We start from the raw sequence: 15065 nt of genomic DNA on the forward strand, positions 1-15065 counted from the left end.
TCAATCGAAAGCGCGCACGGGCACGTCAAGCGTATCGCTCACACCCGCGTGCCGCCGTCCGCCATCAGCACCGAAGCGGTCACGAAGGACGCCTCGTCGCAAGCCAGCCACAGGATCGGATAGGCGACCTCGATGGGATCGGCCCAGCGCTGCTGAATGTTGTGATTGGTCCTCTCTTCGCGCAGGTCCCGCTCGCTCTTGCCCTCCTTGGCAAAGCGACGAACGTGGAACGGCGTCAGCGTGAGGCCCGGGCAAACTGCGTTCACCCTGACGCCGCGGCCGACTTCTTCGAAGGCCAGCGTCTTGGTCAGCGATATGATTCCTGCCTTGGCGACGTCGTATTGCCCCATTCCTGACCGCGGGCAGAAGGCGTGCGCCGACGAAACGTTGACGATCGCGCCCTTCCCCGACTCCCGCAGCGCCGGCAACGCCTCGCGCGCCAAGTAGGCGTAGCTCAGGAGATTGACCGACAAAATCTTCTGCCAGGTCTCGGCTTTGGCCGCGTCGAGCGGCTCGTAGGAACGCACCCCGGCATTATTCACCAGCACATCGATGTGGCCGAACTTCGCGAGCGTCGCCGACACAATCGCCGCCGCCGCGCTTTCCTGTCCGACGTCGCAGACAACCGGCAAGACCTCGGCGCCGGCCACGCTGTCGCGGATATCATCGATGACGGCATCGAGCGCGGCCCGATCGATATCGGCCAGCACCACCTTCGCGCCTTCGGCGGCGAACAACCTGCCCGTTGCCGAACCGATGCCGCCGGCACCGCCGGTGATGATCGCAACTTTGTCCTTCAGGCGCGCCATGTCGTTTCCCTCACTGCTTCGAAGCGACGAAGGCGCGGATCGTAGCCCGGGTAAAGCGAAGCGCAACCCGGGTTTCGCTGCGCTCACCCGGCGCGCTGGTGGCGTCATGACGTGCCATCCGCCGCCCTCGGCAGGGGCATACGTCATTCGCCCGCCGGGCCAATGCCCATGCGCGCGCTTGAAACTCGCGAGGGAACCACCATCTCAGCAGCCCATGATGAAGACACGACATGGTCCGGGAGCGGCGGCTTTGAAGAGCGATAATGCACCGAGCGGCATCACGCTCGAACCAGCCGAGCCGGCGGACCTGCCGGACTTCAAGACAGCCCTGCGCCAATCATTCTCCGTGGCCGTGACCGAAGCCTTCGGTGCGGTCGCTGACGGTTCGATCCCTTCCGACGACGACGTGGAGGAATCTTTCAGCAGCCCGGGCACCTCCGTCTTTCACATCGTCTCGGATGGACGAAAGGTTGGCGGCGTTGTGCTGACGATCGATGACGTCACGCATCGCAACGCGCTTGATCTCCTCTTCATATCGCCAGAGAATCACGGCCGCGGCATCGGCCACAAGGCATGGCTCGCCATCGAAGCTCGCTACCCGGACACGAAAGTCTGGGAAACGCACACGCCATATTTCGAGAAGCGTAATATCCACTTCTACGTCAACAAATGCGGCTTCAAGATCGTCGACTTTTACAACGCGCATCACCCGTTGCCCGACAAGCCTCCCATTGACGCCCTGCCCGGCGGAGGCGAGTTTTTCCGGTTCGAGAAGGTGATGAGCGAATAGTCGCGCACCGCTAATCCTCAGGACCCGTCACGAACGGCATGATGTCGACGCCGTCGCCGGGGAAGATTGAGAAGTGCGGATGGTTCTCGAACAGCTTGGCCGCGGCCTCGATGCTCTCCGCCTCGACGACGACATAGCCGCAGATGTCGTTCTGCGCGTCGGCGATGCCGTCCTTGGTCACGCGCTTGGTCTTGCCGACCATGCCCCTGTCATGAAAAGACGCGGCGTTCGCCTTCTCCCACGCCACCCATTGCGGAAGGCCGGCGGCGTCGACGGCGTCCTGCTCCGCTTTCGGCAGCGCGCGAAAGCGCACAACGTTTTCGGGCTTCATGGTGTAGACGGCGAGGAAACGGGGCATGGCAGAGCCTCCAGACAGGACGGACCTAAGAGCCTAGGCCACGGCGTATTGACGCGGATCAATGTGCCGACCCGAATCAAAAGCATGATCAAGTTTTCGCATGCTCTCTACCAAAAAAATCGGAACGAACATGAAGTCCGCTCTGTCAACTCTAGTCGCGGTCATTGCCCTGATTCTTGCTTCGGACCTGTCACAGGCCGCATCCGGTAAGATCTGGCACGTCAACCACGAAAGAAAGATTTCGGGAGACGGACTCACGTGGCAAACCGCATTCCAGTCCCTGCAGGAGGCACTATCGGCGGCCTCCAAAAATGACGAAATCTGGGTGGCGCGCGGCACATATTACCCGGACGCGACCGACCAGACCAAGTCGTTCGTGCTCAAGGAGGACGTCGCGCTTTACGGCGGCTTCGCGGGCACCGAAACGGCGCGCCAAGAAAGGAACTTTCGAAAAAATCTGACCATCCTCAGCGGCAATATCGGTAAGGGCGACAAGACAAAGAACACGAAAACCATCGTCATGGGCGCCGACCGGGCCATTCTGGATGGCTTCACGGTCTCGGATGCTTACGGGACGGACAAGCCCCGCATGCATCTTGTGCCGGCCGATATTCTCAAGAACGACATGGCCGTTGGCGGCGGCATGCGAAACTTTATGACCAGCCCCGTCGTGCAGAATGTCATCTTCAAGAACAACTATTCGCCCAAAGGCGGCGCAGTATATAACGTGCACAAGCCGGGCGCGGATCAGGCCACCTTCATCAATGTCGATTTTATCGATAACATCGCGGAGCTGCGCGGCGGCGGCGTAAGCAACGATCTTGGCGCCATGCCGCGCTTCATCAATTGCCGTTTCATCGGCAATCGCAGCAACGACAAAGGCGGTGGCCTTTACAATGATTTTGCCGCGTCACCGCTCATCTTCAACGCGCTGTTCACCCGCAACTCGGCCGTGAGCGCCGGCGGCATCGGCAACGACGGCGGCTCCGCGCCACTGCTCGTCAACGTCACAATCGCCGGCAACAAGGCTAGCAGCCAACTTGGCCCCGGCCTTTATCAGGGAACCGGTGCGAACAGCAATCCGATCCTTATCCGTAGCATTGTCGACAACGTCTATAATTGGCACGAGGACGTGGTGTCGGAGGTGAGCTCGCTTACCCCTCCGGGCAGCACATTGCCTCTTGCCGAGTTTCTTCCGATCAGCAACCTCAAGGATGAGTTGCCGCCAGATGCGCTCAAGTCCGCCCCCGCTTTCGCGCGCGGCTATCAACCTTATCTTGACGGGATGCGGCTGCTGAAGAACGGCCTGGTCGAAAAGCTCGTTCATATCTATGTGAAGAACGACGGCGCGGTCGAGTACCACGGCGAATACACACGGCCGACGGTCACCGCCAAGGCCGTATCCGCGCCGGTCATCTATGTTGCCCGCGACAATCCGGCCAAAGCGCAAGACGGGCTTTCCTGGGCAACCGCGCTCTCCGACCTGCAGGCAGCGATTGATCTTGCCTCGGTATCGAAGGCCGCCGTTTGGATCAAATCCGGCACCTATCGACCCGCCAGGAAGGACAACAAGATCGCGGCTTTCATCCTCTACGATGGCGTGAAGCTGTACGGCGGATTTGCCGGAACTGAAACCACCCTCGAACAACGGCCCACCTCCGGCGCGCGGACCATTCTGAGCGCGAAGGTCGCCAAAGGCAGCTATCGGTATCCGCACGTCCTCTACGGCGCCAATGATACGTTGCTCGACGGATTGACGCTGCGCGATGGCCGTGCGGTGGGCCGGACATACAACGGCAAGGGCGGTGGGTTGCTTGCCTATCACGCCGGTAAGAAGTTTTTGCCGCGCGAGGCCGCCATCGGGTTCAAAATGACGCTATCCAATTGCCGGTTCGAACACAACGAAGCGCTCGAGGGCGGCGCAATCTACGCCTACGGCAAAGCCGCCCTCACGATCTCAGATACCACTTTCGAAAACAATCGCGCCGTCTATGGCGGCGCCAACGTCAATCGTGAGGGAGTCGTCGCCTCCTGTCAGAAATGCTCGTTCATCGGAAATCGGGTGACGCAGGACGGCGGCGCAACCTACGAGGATTACGGCTCACATCTGAGCTACACGCAAACCCGCTTTACAGGCAACAGCGCGCGCCATCAGGGCGGCGCCATCTACGAGATCAGCCGCGCCTCGCAGTTGGAAGCAACGATTCTCGATGTCGATCAATCCACTTTCGCCAAGAACAAGGCGCAGGCCGGCGCCAGCATCTATAATCTCGACGCCAGTACTCTGACGATCAAGAATTCCACCTATCCGCCCAATACGGTCTACAGTCCCTCTTCTTCCAAGAGCAAATAGCCGGGCATAAACACAGCGATTTATTCGCCGATTCGACCAGTTGTGCGGTAGCGCGCCCTCACTCCCATTCAATCGTTCCCGGCGGCTTGCTCGTCACGTCATAAACCACGCGGTTGACGCCCTTCACCTCGTTGATGATGCGCGTCGCGACGTGGCCGAGGAAGCGCATGTCGAAGGGATAGAAGTCGGCGGTCATGCCGTCGACCGAGGTCACGGCGCGCAGTCCCACAACAAATTCATAAGTGCGACCGTCGCCCATGACGCCGACGGTCTTCACCGGCAGCAGCACGGCGAAGGCCTGCCAGATGTCGTCGTAGAGACCGGCGCGGCGGATTTCCTCGATATAGATTTCATCGGCGAGCCGCAGGATGTCGAGCTTGTCCTTCGTAATCGCGCCGGGCACGCGGATCGCCAGGCCCGGCCCCGGGAACGGATGACGGCCGACGAAGGAGTCCGGCAGGCCGAGCTCGCGGCCGAGCGCGCGCACTTCGTCCTTGAACAGTTCGCGCAAGGGCTCGACGAGCTTCATGTTCATGCGCTCGGGCAGCCCGCCGACATTGTGATGCGACTTGATGGTCACCGACGGGCCGCCGGTGAACGACACGCTTTCGATCACGTCGGGATAAAGCGTGCCCTGCGCCAGGAAATCGGCGCCGCCCACCTTCTTGGCCTCGGCCTCGAACACGTCGATGAACAGTTTGCCGATGGTCTTGCGCTTGACCTCCGGATCGTCGACGCCTTCGAGCGCCTTCAGGAACGTATCGCTAGCGTCCACATGTACCAGGGGAATGTTGTAGCTGTCGCGGAACATGGCGACGACCTTCTTGGCCTCGGCGAGGCGCATCAGACCGTGATCGACCAGCACGCAAGTGAGCTGATCGCCGATCGCTTCATGCAACAGCACCGCGGCCACCGCCGAGTCGACGCCGCCGGACAGGCCGCAAATGACACGGCCCTTGCCGACCTGGGCGCGGATTTTCTCGATCGCCTCTTCCTTGAAGGCGCGCATGGTCCAGTCGCCGGTGAGGCCGGCGATCCTGCGCACGAAGTTGCGCAGGAGCGCCGCGCCGTGCGGCGTGTGGACCACCTCGGGGTGGAATTGCATGGCGTAGAATTTGCGCGTGTCGTCGCCGATGATCGAGATCGGCGAGCCCGGCGCCTTGCCGAGGACCTTGAAGCCCTCGGGGAGTTCGGTGACGCGGTCGCCGTGGCTCATCCAGACCGGATATTTCTCGCCCTTGACCCACACGCCTTCGAAGAACGGGGAATCCGCGGTGATCTCCACCTCGGCGCGGCCGAATTCGCGGTGGTGGCCGGCCTCGACCTTGCCGCCGAGTTGCTGGGCCATCGCCTGCTCGCCGTAGCAGATGCCGAGCACCGGCACGCCGGCATCGTAGATCGCCTGCGGCGCCAAAGGCGCACTGGAATCGAGCACAGACGCCGGTCCGCCGGACAGGATCACGGCTTTCGGACGCATGGTGCGGAAGGCCTCTTCGGCCTTCTGGAACGGGACGATCTCGCTGTAGACCCCCTCCTCGCGCACGCGGCGGGCGATGAGCTGGGTGACCTGCGAGCCGAAATCGACGATCAGGACCTTGTCGTGATCGGCGGAAGCCCCGGTGGTGGCGGGGCTGGCGGCGGCGGGCTGTTTGGGCTGGTTCATGCTTTGAAATAAGCAAGTCGCGCCCGCGCCGCAATGGCCTAAAGGGCGCCTTCCACGGGCCTTTCCGGTAGCGGGACACGCCGACCCGGCGCGTCTTTAACACAATGATCACTTTGCCTGGATTGGCCGCGGTTTCACGGATCGGGCTAACGCTCCGTTAGCGCCCAGCGTGTCAAATCGGCGCGGGGCTTTTGATGGGAATGGAGGCCGCCTTGGCCTTTTACAACGAACGTATCGAGCTATCCGGCGGCGATCCGGACCGGCGTGCAGCGTTGTTTCGTGAAACCGCGCGAGACCGGCTGGAGCGCTGGGCTTTCGGGCTGGCCTGGAGCCTGATGCCGAACCGGATCGGCGGCCTGCCGGCTCTCACCCGGCTGTGGCTGTCTGACCTCTTCACCCCGGCCGGCGCCCTGCCCGACCCGCAAGCCGCGCTCGACAAACCTTATGGCCTTGCCGGCTTCGCCCATGATTTGTCGGTGCCGACGCTGCTCGCCGCGCACCGGCGCGGCCTTTACCCCTTCGCCCACATCGGTCCGGTCAAGTGGTGGTCGCCGCCAATGCGGTCGCTGCTATTTTTCAGCCAGACCCACATCGCCAAGCGCCTGCGCCGCCAGATGCGGCAGGGCCAATACCGCGTCACCTTCGACCGCGATTTCGACGGCGTCATCAAGGCCTGCGCCGGCCAGCGCGCCGGTCGCTTCCACGTCACCTGGATCACGCCGAAGATCATGCACGCCTATGCGGCACTTCATGACGAAGGCTATGCGCATTCCTTCGAGGTCTGGAACGAGAAGGGCGAGCTCGCGGGCGGCGGCTACGGCGTCGCGGTCGGCAATTCCTTCGTCACGGAATCGCAGTTCTCCCGCGAGGACAACACCTCGAAGATCGGCTTCACGGTGTTGAACTGGCATCTAGCGAAATGGGGCTTCGCCTTCAACGACGGCAAGGTGCTGACGCCGACCACGCGCGACCAAGGCTTTCATGAAATCCCGCGCGCCGAATACCTGACGCGGCTCGCCGCAGCCGCCGACCAGCCCGACCGCCGCGGCCGCTGGCAAGTTGAAGCGGAGCTGGCCGAGATATCCAATTGGCAGCCGCAGGATACGGCTTAGCGATCACTCGCGGCCGTCGATGATGCGGCCGACGAACGGGATCTGGGCCACCCAGGAACCACCATTTGAAGCGCCATTGGCGCCGCTATTGCTATATTGCGCGGCCGGGATCGCGGCCGGCGGCACCGGGCGGTTAGGGTCGGCCGGCACCGCCCGCTGCGGGTCGCTCACCGCGACGGCCGGCGGTAGCGGCGCGGCGACGCCCTGCGCCACCGGCTGAACGGGCGGCGGCGTCACGGTCCAAGCCGGGTTGAGCACCGGCTCGCCCGGTTTGTTCGGCACCACCGGATCCTGGTTCACGACGTGGCGGATGGCGGCGCGCTCGTCGTTTTCCGCTGGCTGATCGGTCTTCAGCGCATGACGCACGGCGTCGAGCCAGCGGCTGTCGGACATCGGCGCGGCCTCTGGTGCTATCTGCGCCGCCACTTCGGGCTGAGCCACGGCGGCGACGGGCTTCTTCTCGACGATGGCCGGACGCAGTTCGGCCTTGACCGCTTCCTTTGCGTTCTCCTTGGCGGGCTCGGCCTTCTTGGCTTCGTCCTTGGGGATATCCTTCGCGACATCCTTTGCCACGACGGCCGCTTTCGGCACCGGCTTGGCAACCGGGGCGGCCTGCGCCACGGCCTTGTCAACGGACAGCAGCGTCTTGAACGCGGCATGCGCGTCGGGATCGACCGCGCCGCAGCTCGCCTCGAAAGCCTCAACGTCGCGCTTGACCAGCATGCGCCGGGTGGCGGCATCGACGTTCTTGTCGAGCATCGACACGATGGAGGCGCGCAGGTTGGCGCAGGTCGTGTCCGGCGCGAAATTGGTACGGTAGAGCGTGTAGCCGGAGGCGAGCGCCAACGGCACACCGATCAGGGTGCTGACAGCCTGGAAGCCCGAGATGAAGCGGGTGAAGTGCGACGCCGCTTTGATCGGCTGCCCCGGATGGATGGCAGGCGCCGGCGAATGGTGATCGTCAGCCCGTCCGACGCCGTGAAAAGTGGGCTCACGCCTTGCCGCCATGGTCACGTCTTTGATCCCCGCCGATCCGCTTGATCAGGTTCCGAAAACACCGAATCTTCGCGAGGTTTTTTGGCCGGGATTGAGGCGCAATCGAGGAATTCAGGACCGTTTCAACACGGAAACGAAGAATCCGTCGGTCCCGGTGGTCCGCGGCGTCAGCAGGGTGCCCTCCACCGACAACCGTGCCGCCTGCGCGAAGCCCTCTGGCACCCCGGCGGCCTGCACGATGTCCGCCCCCGGCACCGCCACGAAGCCCGCGTGACGCGCCAGGAAACCGCGCACCTGCGCCCCGTTCTCGGCGTCGAGCAACGAACAGGTGATGTAGACGATCCGCCCGCCCGGTTTGAGAAAGCTGACAGCACGATCAAGGATATCGGCCTGTTCCTTCGTGCGCTGCTCGAGCGCGCCGGGTCGCATCCGCCACTTGGCGTCGGGGTTGCGCCGCCACGCCCCGGTACCGGTGCAAGGCGCGTCGATCAGCACCAGATCCATGCGGCCCTTGAGGTCGTCGATCTCGGTGTGGACTGACTTCGGTGTCCTGACTTGCACGTTCCGGGCGCCGGAGCGCGTCAGTCGATCATGAATCGGCGCGAGGCGCCTTTTATCGTCGTCGGTGGCGAACAACTGCCCCTTGTTCTCCATCATCGCCGCCAGCGCCAAAGTCTTGCCGCCGGCGCCGGCGCACAGGTCCAGCACCTGCTCGCCCGGCTTGGCGCCCGAGAACAAGGCCGCAAGCTGCGAACCCTCATCCTGCACCTCGACCAGGCCCTTGAGAAAGGCCGGCTCGGCATGGATCGGCGGCGCCTTGGCATCGGCCGCCAGCGCGATGCGCAAACCCCAGGGCGACCATGGCGTGGGCTCGGGCTTCAGATCGGCAAGCATCGAAGCTGCCTTGTCGCGATCGGCCTTCAGCGTGTTGACGCGCAGGTCGAGCGGCGCGCGCGACGCCAGAGCCGCGCCCTCCTCCGCCCGCGCATCGCCGAAGCTCTGCGCGAAGGCGTCGTCGAGCCATTCGGGATAATCACCCGCGACATGCGCCGGCGCGCCATCGAGGCTCGCCGTGTCGAGCCGCGAGCGCTCGTCATCGCTCAGCGCCGCCGGCGCGTATTGCGCTCCGCTCGCGAGCCTGGCGATGGCATCGGCGTCGAGTCCACGCTCGCGCTTCAACATGCCGAGGACAATGGCGCGCGGCGTATCCGCGCCCATGACGTAAGCGCTCGACGCCTTGCGGCGCAGCGCGTCGTAAACGAGACCGCCGATCGCGGCGCGGTCGCCCGAACCGGCGAAGCGGTGCGCCTGGCCCCACGTTTTCAATGCGTCAGGCGCCGGACGGCGCTCGTCAATGATGGCGGTCACAACCTCGATGGCGGCTTGCAGCCGCGCCGCCGGCGTCATGGCAGGCCCAGCAGGATTTCAACGGCGAAGATCACCCACATCGCCAGCAGAATGAAAAACCCGACGGCGAAGGCGTTGAAGCGGTGGCGCACATAGTTCGAGGTGCAGTGGATATAGGCATGCACGATGCGCGAAATGACGAACAGCCAGGCCAGCACCACGAAGATCAGATCGGCATGCCGCGTGACAATGGCGAGGATCGTCAGCACGTAGAACAGAACCGGCAACTGAAACTGATTGTTGTAGCAGTTGCAAATCTGCTGGACGTGAACTGGCCAGCCGGTCGGATTGACCGCCACGTCGGCAACCTTCACCTGCCCGGCCTTGAAGGCCGCGATGCGCGAACGCGCCGTCATGAACAGGAGGACAAAGGTCAGTGCCACCTGAACGAACAGCGGCAGCAGGATCGTGGCGATGGACATGGCGTGTTCCCCAGCGTGTCGACAGACTTGCGTGTTGACAGAGTTGGCGCGGCGACGCCTACCCCTGGCTCATCGGATAGTTCGGGCTTTCGCGCGTGATGGTCACGTCATGGACGTGGCTTTCACGCAGGCCCGAGCCGGTGATGCGCACGAAGCGCGCCTTGTCGTGCAACTCGTCGAGGTTCTTCGCGCCGACATAACCCATCGCGGCGCGCAAACCGCCGGCGAGCTGATGCAGCACGCCCGACACCGGGCCCTTGTAGCCGACCTGGCCTTCGATGCCTTCCGGCACCAGCTTCATGGTGTCGTTGATGTCCTGCTGGAAATAGCGGTCGGCCGAGCCGCGCGCCATCGCCGAGACCGAACCCATGCCGCGATAGCTCTTGTAGGAGCGGCCCTGATAGAGGAACACCTCGCCCGGCGTCTCGTCGGTGCCGGCGAGCAGCGATCCGACCATCGCGACATCGGCGCCGGCGGCCAACGCCTTGGCGAAGTCGCCGGAATATTTGATGCCGCCGTCGGCGATCACCGGAATGTTCTGCTTCTTGGCCGCTTCCACCGCCTCCATGATCGCGGTGAGCTGCGGAACGCCGACGCCGGCGACAATGCGCGTGGTGCAGATCGAGCCCGGCCCGATGCCGACCTTGATGGCATCGGCGCCGGCATCGATCAGCGCCTGCGCGCCTTCGGTGGTGGCGATGTTGCCGGCCACCACCTGAACCTTATTGGATAGCCGTTTGATGCGGCCAACGGCGTCGAGCACGTGTTGCGAATGGCCGTGCGCGGTATCGACGACGACGAGATCGACGCCCGCCGCGATCAGCGCCTCGGTGCGGGCAAAACCCTTCTCGCCGACCGTGGTCGCGGCGGCGACGCGCAACCGGCCCTGCTCGTCCTTGCAGGCATTCGGATTGGCGACCGCCTTTTCGATATCCTTCACGGTAATGAGGCCGATGCAGCGATATTGCTCGTCGACCACCAGCAGTTTCTCGATGCGGTGCTGGTGCAACAGCTTCTTGGCTTCGGCCTGGTTGACGCCGTCCTTCACCGTGACCAGCCCTTCCTTGGTCATCAGTTCCGACACCGCCTGCAGCGGGTCGGTGGCGAAGCGCACGTCGCGGTTGGTCAGAATGCCGACCAGCTTGCCAGCCGAATAACCCGACTTTGCATTGCCGCCGCCTTCGACCACCGGAATGCCGGAGATACGGTTCGCCTTCATCAGGTCGAGTGCCTGCTGCAGCGTGGCATCCGGTCCGATGGTGAGCGGGTTCACCACCATGCCGCTTTCGAATTTCTTGACCTGCCGGACTTCGGCGGCCTGCTGCTCGGGCTCGAGATTGCGGTGAATGACGCCGATGCCGCCGGCCTGCGCCATGGCGATCGCCATGGCCGACTCCGTCACGGTGTCCATGGCCGAAGCGATCAGCGGCAGGTTGAGCGGGATCGAGGCGGTGACGCGGCTTCTGATGTCGACGTCGGAGGGCATGACGGTCGACAGGCCGGGCCTGATCAGCACGTCGTCGAAAGTGAGCGCTTCGATGAGCTTGTTTGCGGCCATTCGCCAACTCCGTCCTGCCCGAAAAGGGCGCGTTATCAAAAGCGGCCGGGCCCGGCACCGAGGAACGAAACCGGAGGACTGGATATAAGTCAGCCCCCGCGGGGAAGCATCCCCACCGTCCTTCACGAGCCCGCTTTTGGGTTGGCGTGGGTCCGTAGCACGGGTGATCCGCGATTCCTAGGCGATTTGCGCAACGCCGCCATGAAAGCCCACAGCCGCCCTTCGGTCACCAGCAACCACCTGGCCGCACTTAAGACAGAATTCCCATAAATGACCCCGACAGCCTCTGGCGTACTTCAACCCTGAGTGGATACACTAGGTTTGGGGGATACGATGACGGTCGAGCACGATTTTGGCGGGCAACACACAGAACTCAAGCTCTCTATTGTTGAGGCGTACCTCAAAGCGTTTACCTTGGCGCTGAGAGATAAGTTCCAAGACCTTTGGTACATTGACGCATTTGCTGGCACAGGCAGCCGCACAACCCGAACGACGTTCGACGCGGGAGAGATTCTAGAGTCGCGGCCAATCGAAATTGTCGAGACGCGCAGGGGCTCGGCCCGAATTGCCATCGACGTTAGGCCCGCTTTCGATCACATCGTGTTTATCGAAAGCAATCCAGCTTACTGCGCCGAACTTCGGAGACTGAAAGAGCAAAATCCCGATCGAGATATTATCGTCGTTGAGGGCGACGCAAACCGCGCGATCCAAGAATCGATAGAATGGGATGGATGGCGCGCCGCTCGCGGCGTCATTTTCCTCGACCCGTATGGCATGGAAGTCGAATGGAAGACCCTTCAAGCAATTGCAAAAACGCGCGCCATCGATGTTTGGTTTCTCTTCCCCTTGGCCGGCCTTTTTCGAAACGCGACTCGAAGGTTGTCCGACATTGATTCCCACAAACGGGCAGCGTTGACCCGCATATTTGGTTCTGACGACTGGGAGAAAGAATTGTATCCGCTAGAGTCGTCTCCCGATCTATTCGGCCAAACCGAGCGGCGGCGCGAGGCGAATGTTCAGGGACTGGAGCGATATGTAAAGGGCCGACTCGAAACGATATTTCCAAAAGTTCTGAAACCGCTTGCATTGCCGATCGATTCAAAGCCTCAACGGTTTTCACTTTTCCTGTGCATTTCGAATCCAGAACCCAAGGCTATCGGGCTGGCCACCAGAATTGGCAATCACATACTCAAGACGGGCATTTCATCGAACGTTGTGCCCCGATAGGAACGCCCAGCTGCTTTCTTGTTCTTGCCACCCCACTGCTTAAAGAAGAACGCGGCGCCGCTCTCGCGACATTGGGCCTCGATCTCATCGACCCAGTGCTCTTGCATTGGCCTTGCACGGGGACCGCTTTCCCCACCAACTATGGCCCAATGAATATCGCGAAGATTGGCGCCGGAGACCGAACCAATGAGCGGCTCAAATGAGACGAAACGCACTACCGCGCGAGTGGCGCGCAGTTGCTCTATTCGATCAAGGTAGTCGGCGCTTTCTACGCTCGTCCCCAGCCAGACGTTCTTCAGAACCGGCAGGTGCTCTGACAGCAACGCCATCCGCTCTGGCCGCTTGGTCAGGATCTGATAGGTATGGCGCGGTGTCTCCTCCATTACACGCCAAACACGCCTTATGAAGTTCTCGTCCACTTTATCGTGGAACAGGTCGGACATTGAGTTGACGAAGATACGCCTTGGCCGAGCCCATTTCCGAGGCGCGTCCAGCGCCTTTTCGTCTAACTTGATCTTGCCGGTCCAAACTGCTCTGCCACCACTCTGCCGAGTCAAGCCGTCGTATTTCTCCAAAGGCATCGCTTCAAGGCGAGCGGCCATTCTCATAGCGTAGCAATTGGTGCAGCCCGGGGAAATCACCGTGCAACCCGCGACAGGGTTCCACGTTGCATCCGTCCACTCGATCGCCGTTTCGGTCATGTTGTCACCACCCGAACCAAAATAGCTCAAAACTGTAAAACGTCCGTGAGCGGAGACATCAAAGTCTAGCGTACATGCGCGATCCGAGCTAGCTGACTGCCAGCCATCGGCATATATAGCGGCTTCAGGGGCCGTATATCCATAGATGCGCCGGCCGCCCGCCGCGCCTTTTCCCGCCGAAAGTCATCCATGCGCCGAGACCGCATCGTCCCGCTGATTATCGCGGTCGCCCTGTTCATGGAGAACATGGACTCAACGGTAATCGCCACCTCGCTGCCGGCAATCGCGGCCGATATCGGCACCAACCCGCTGGCGCTTAAGCTCGCCGTTACGTCCTACCTGCTCTCGCTCGCGGTCTTCATTCCCGCCTCGGGTTGGACCGCCGACCGCTTCGGCGCCTCGACTGTGTTCCGCGCCGCCATCGCCGTGTTCATGCTCGGCTCGATCGGCTGCGCGCTGTCCTCGTCGCTGACCGATTTCGTCATCGCCCGCATATTGCAGGGCATGGGCGGCGCCATGATGATGCCGGTCGGCCGCATTGTGCTGGTGCGCACCATCTCCAAGCGCGAGCTGGTCGGCGCCATGGCCTGGGTCACCACGCCGGCGCTGATCGGCCCGGTGATCGGCCCGCCGGTCGGCGGTTTCATCACCACCTATTTCAGCTGGCACTGGATCTTCCTGATCAACATTCCGATCGGGATTGCCGGCATCATCCTCGCCAGCCGCTACATCGAGAACATCCGCGCCGAGACGCATGAACGCTTCGACGTCGTCGGCATGATCTATGCCGGGCTAGGCATCGCGGGGCTCGCCTTCGGCCTGTCGGTCGCCGGGCTCAACTTTCTGCCGTGGAGCATCGTCATTGGCCTGGTGGTCGGCGGCACCATCTTTATTGCCGCTTATCTCGTCCACGCCAAACGCACGCCGGTGCCGGCGCTCGACCTCACTCTGTTCCGGTTACCGACGTTTTTTGCCAGCGTCGTCGGCGGCTTCGTCTTCCGCATCGGCATCGGCGCCTTGCCGTTCCTGCTACCGCTGATGCTGCAGCTCGGTTTCGGCCTGTCGCCGTTTCATTCCGGCCTGATCACCTTCGCCGCCGCCGCCGGCGCCATGGGCATGAAAGCGGCAACGGCCGGCCTGCTGCGGCGTTTCGGCTTCCGCAACATCCTTCTCGTCAACACCTTCATCGGCGCGGGCTTCCTCGCCGTATGCGCCCTGTTCACCGAGGTGACGCCGCCGGCCATCATGATCGCGCTTCTGTTCGTCGGCGGCTTCTCCCGCTCGCTGCAGTTCACCTCGATCAACACGCTGGCCTATGCCGAGATCGAACCGTCGCGCGTGTCGCGCGCCACCTCGCTGGTGAGCGTCGCCCAGCAACTGGCAATGTCGTCGGGCGTCGCCGTCGGCGCGCTGGCGGTCGACCTCACCGCCGCCTGGCATGGCCACACGCAACTCACCGCCGCCGACTTCCCGGCCGCCTTCGTCATCGTCGCCGGCATTTCGGTTTGGTCGGTGCTGTTCTTCATGCGGCTGCCGCCCGATGCCGGCGCCGAATTGTCGGGCCGCGGTCCCGTTCCGGCACAGACTCCCGCCGACAAAATTTGATTCAAATTTTAGATGTTAACCATGGACGCAAAGTTGGTTAACGATTGCCGACCCGTGGCATGGA

At 62.7% G+C, this 15065-nt stretch carries 13 protein-coding genes; 5 read left to right on the plus strand and 8 right to left on the minus strand.

Going from position 1 to position 15065, the window contains the following annotated elements; all coding sequences use genetic code 11:
* Positions 1 to 38: 38 nt before the first annotated feature.
* Complete coding sequence (locus tag E8Q40_RS14130) at positions 39 to 809, minus strand: SDR family NAD(P)-dependent oxidoreductase (protein WP_137045153.1); 771 nt, start codon at positions 807 to 809, stop codon at positions 39 to 41.
* Between the two features lie 250 nt (positions 810 to 1059).
* Here E8Q40_RS14130 and E8Q40_RS14135 point away from each other — a divergent pair, with 250 nt between their 5' ends.
* Positions 1060 to 1599 (plus strand): GNAT family N-acetyltransferase, encoded by a 540-nt coding sequence (locus E8Q40_RS14135; RefSeq protein ID WP_246662845.1) that lies wholly within the window; start codon positions 1060 to 1062, stop codon positions 1597 to 1599.
* A 10-nt stretch (positions 1600 to 1609) separates the two neighbouring features.
* On the opposite strand, the gene E8Q40_RS14140 is transcribed toward E8Q40_RS14135, so the two are convergent.
* Complete coding sequence (locus E8Q40_RS14140) at positions 1610 to 1957, minus strand: hypothetical protein (RefSeq protein ID WP_137045154.1); 348 nt, start codon at positions 1955 to 1957, stop codon at positions 1610 to 1612.
* 130 nt (positions 1958 to 2087) lie between these two features.
* Between E8Q40_RS14140 and E8Q40_RS14145 the strand changes: the two genes are divergently transcribed.
* Positions 2088 to 4310 carry a right-handed parallel beta-helix repeat-containing protein gene (locus E8Q40_RS14145; RefSeq protein WP_137045155.1) on the plus strand — a complete coding sequence of 741 codons (2223 nt, stop codon included), beginning with the start codon at positions 2088 to 2090 and terminating at the stop codon, positions 4308 to 4310.
* A gap of 58 nt (positions 4311 to 4368) precedes the next feature.
* Here the strand turns inward: E8Q40_RS14145 and guaA are convergent, their stop codons facing one another.
* Positions 4369 to 5973: a glutamine-hydrolyzing GMP synthase gene (guaA, locus tag E8Q40_RS14150; RefSeq protein ID WP_137045156.1), complete on the minus strand. Its 1605-nt coding sequence runs from the start codon at positions 5971 to 5973 to the stop codon at positions 4369 to 4371.
* Between the two features lie 212 nt (positions 5974 to 6185).
* Between guaA and aat the strand changes: the two genes are divergently transcribed.
* Positions 6186 to 7085, plus strand: coding sequence for a leucyl/phenylalanyl-tRNA--protein transferase (aat, locus tag E8Q40_RS14155; RefSeq protein ID WP_168197844.1), 900 nt, complete (start codon positions 6186 to 6188; stop codon positions 7083 to 7085).
* A gap of 3 nt (positions 7086 to 7088) precedes the next feature.
* Here the strand turns inward: aat and E8Q40_RS14160 are convergent, their stop codons facing one another.
* From E8Q40_RS14160 to guaB, 4 genes are all read right to left on the minus strand, one after another.
* Entirely contained in the window at positions 7089 to 8093 is a 1005-nt protein-coding gene (locus tag E8Q40_RS14160) for a hypothetical protein (protein WP_137045158.1), read from the minus strand.
* A gap of 99 nt (positions 8094 to 8192) precedes the next feature.
* Positions 8193 to 9488 (minus strand): RsmB/NOP family class I SAM-dependent RNA methyltransferase, encoded by a 1296-nt coding sequence (locus tag E8Q40_RS14165; RefSeq protein WP_137045159.1) that lies wholly within the window; start codon positions 9486 to 9488, stop codon positions 8193 to 8195.
* Positions 9485 to 9910, minus strand: a complete 426-nt coding sequence (locus tag E8Q40_RS14170; RefSeq protein ID WP_137045160.1) for an MAPEG family protein — start codon at positions 9908 to 9910, stop codon at positions 9485 to 9487. The genes E8Q40_RS14165 and E8Q40_RS14170 overlap by 4 nt, the downstream gene beginning before the upstream one ends.
* Before the next feature lie 58 nt (positions 9911 to 9968).
* On the minus strand, positions 9969 to 11468 hold the full coding sequence (guaB, locus tag E8Q40_RS14175) for an IMP dehydrogenase (RefSeq protein WP_137045161.1): 1500 nt from the start codon (positions 11466 to 11468) through the stop codon (positions 9969 to 9971).
* Positions 11469 to 11801: 333 nt separating this feature from the next.
* On the opposite strand from guaB, the gene tcmP reads away from it, so the two are divergent.
* Complete coding sequence (gene tcmP, locus E8Q40_RS14180; RefSeq protein WP_137045162.1) at positions 11802 to 12695, plus strand: three-Cys-motif partner protein TcmP; 894 nt, start codon at positions 11802 to 11804, stop codon at positions 12693 to 12695.
* Here the strand turns inward: tcmP and E8Q40_RS14185 are convergent.
* A complete protein-coding gene (locus E8Q40_RS14185; protein ID WP_137045163.1) occupies positions 12650 to 13396 on the minus strand; it encodes a DUF5131 family protein in 747 nt (248 codons plus the stop codon). The genes tcmP and E8Q40_RS14185 overlap by 46 nt on opposite strands.
* 189 nt (positions 13397 to 13585) lie before the next feature.
* Between E8Q40_RS14185 and E8Q40_RS14190 the strand changes: the two genes are divergently transcribed.
* Complete coding sequence (locus E8Q40_RS14190) at positions 13586 to 15001, plus strand: MFS transporter (RefSeq protein WP_137045164.1); 1416 nt, start codon at positions 13586 to 13588, stop codon at positions 14999 to 15001.
* The last annotated feature ends 64 nt before the right edge of the window (positions 15002 to 15065 follow it).

The sequence above is a fragment of the Pseudolabrys sp. FHR47 genome (assembly GCF_005153485.1).
Classification (GTDB): Bacteria; Pseudomonadota; Alphaproteobacteria; order Rhizobiales; family Xanthobacteraceae; genus Pseudolabrys.

What these genes read in the sequence shown, in the direction of transcription:
- E8Q40_RS14130 (WP_137045153.1), bottom strand. Translation starts at nt 809, where the DNA reads ATGGCGCGCCTGAAGGACAAAGTTGCGATCATCACCGGCGGTGCCGGC.
- E8Q40_RS14140 (WP_137045154.1), bottom strand. Translation starts at nt 1,957, where the DNA reads ATGCCCCGTTTCCTCGCCGTCTACACCATGAAGCCCGAAAACGTTGTG.
- E8Q40_RS14145 (WP_137045155.1), top strand. Translation starts at nt 2,088, where the DNA reads ATGAAGTCCGCTCTGTCAACTCTAGTCGCGGTCATTGCCCTGATTCTT.
- guaA (WP_137045156.1), bottom strand. Translation starts at nt 5,973, where the DNA reads ATGAACCAGCCCAAACAGCCCGCCGCCGCCAGCCCCGCCACCACCGGG.
- E8Q40_RS14160 (WP_137045158.1), bottom strand. Translation starts at nt 8,093, where the DNA reads ATGGCGGCAAGGCGTGAGCCCACTTTTCACGGCGTCGGACGGGCTGAC.
- E8Q40_RS14165 (WP_137045159.1), bottom strand. Translation starts at nt 9,488, where the DNA reads ATGACGCCGGCGGCGCGGCTGCAAGCCGCCATCGAGGTTGTGACCGCC.
- E8Q40_RS14170 (WP_137045160.1), bottom strand. Translation starts at nt 9,910, where the DNA reads ATGTCCATCGCCACGATCCTGCTGCCGCTGTTCGTTCAGGTGGCACTG.
- guaB (WP_137045161.1), bottom strand. Translation starts at nt 11,468, where the DNA reads ATGGCCGCAAACAAGCTCATCGAAGCGCTCACTTTCGACGACGTGCTG.
- tcmP (WP_137045162.1), top strand. Translation starts at nt 11,802, where the DNA reads ATGACGGTCGAGCACGATTTTGGCGGGCAACACACAGAACTCAAGCTC.
- E8Q40_RS14185 (WP_137045163.1), bottom strand. Translation starts at nt 13,396, where the DNA reads ATGACCGAAACGGCGATCGAGTGGACGGATGCAACGTGGAACCCTGTC.
- E8Q40_RS14190 (WP_137045164.1), top strand. Translation starts at nt 13,586, where the DNA reads ATGCGCCGAGACCGCATCGTCCCGCTGATTATCGCGGTCGCCCTGTTC.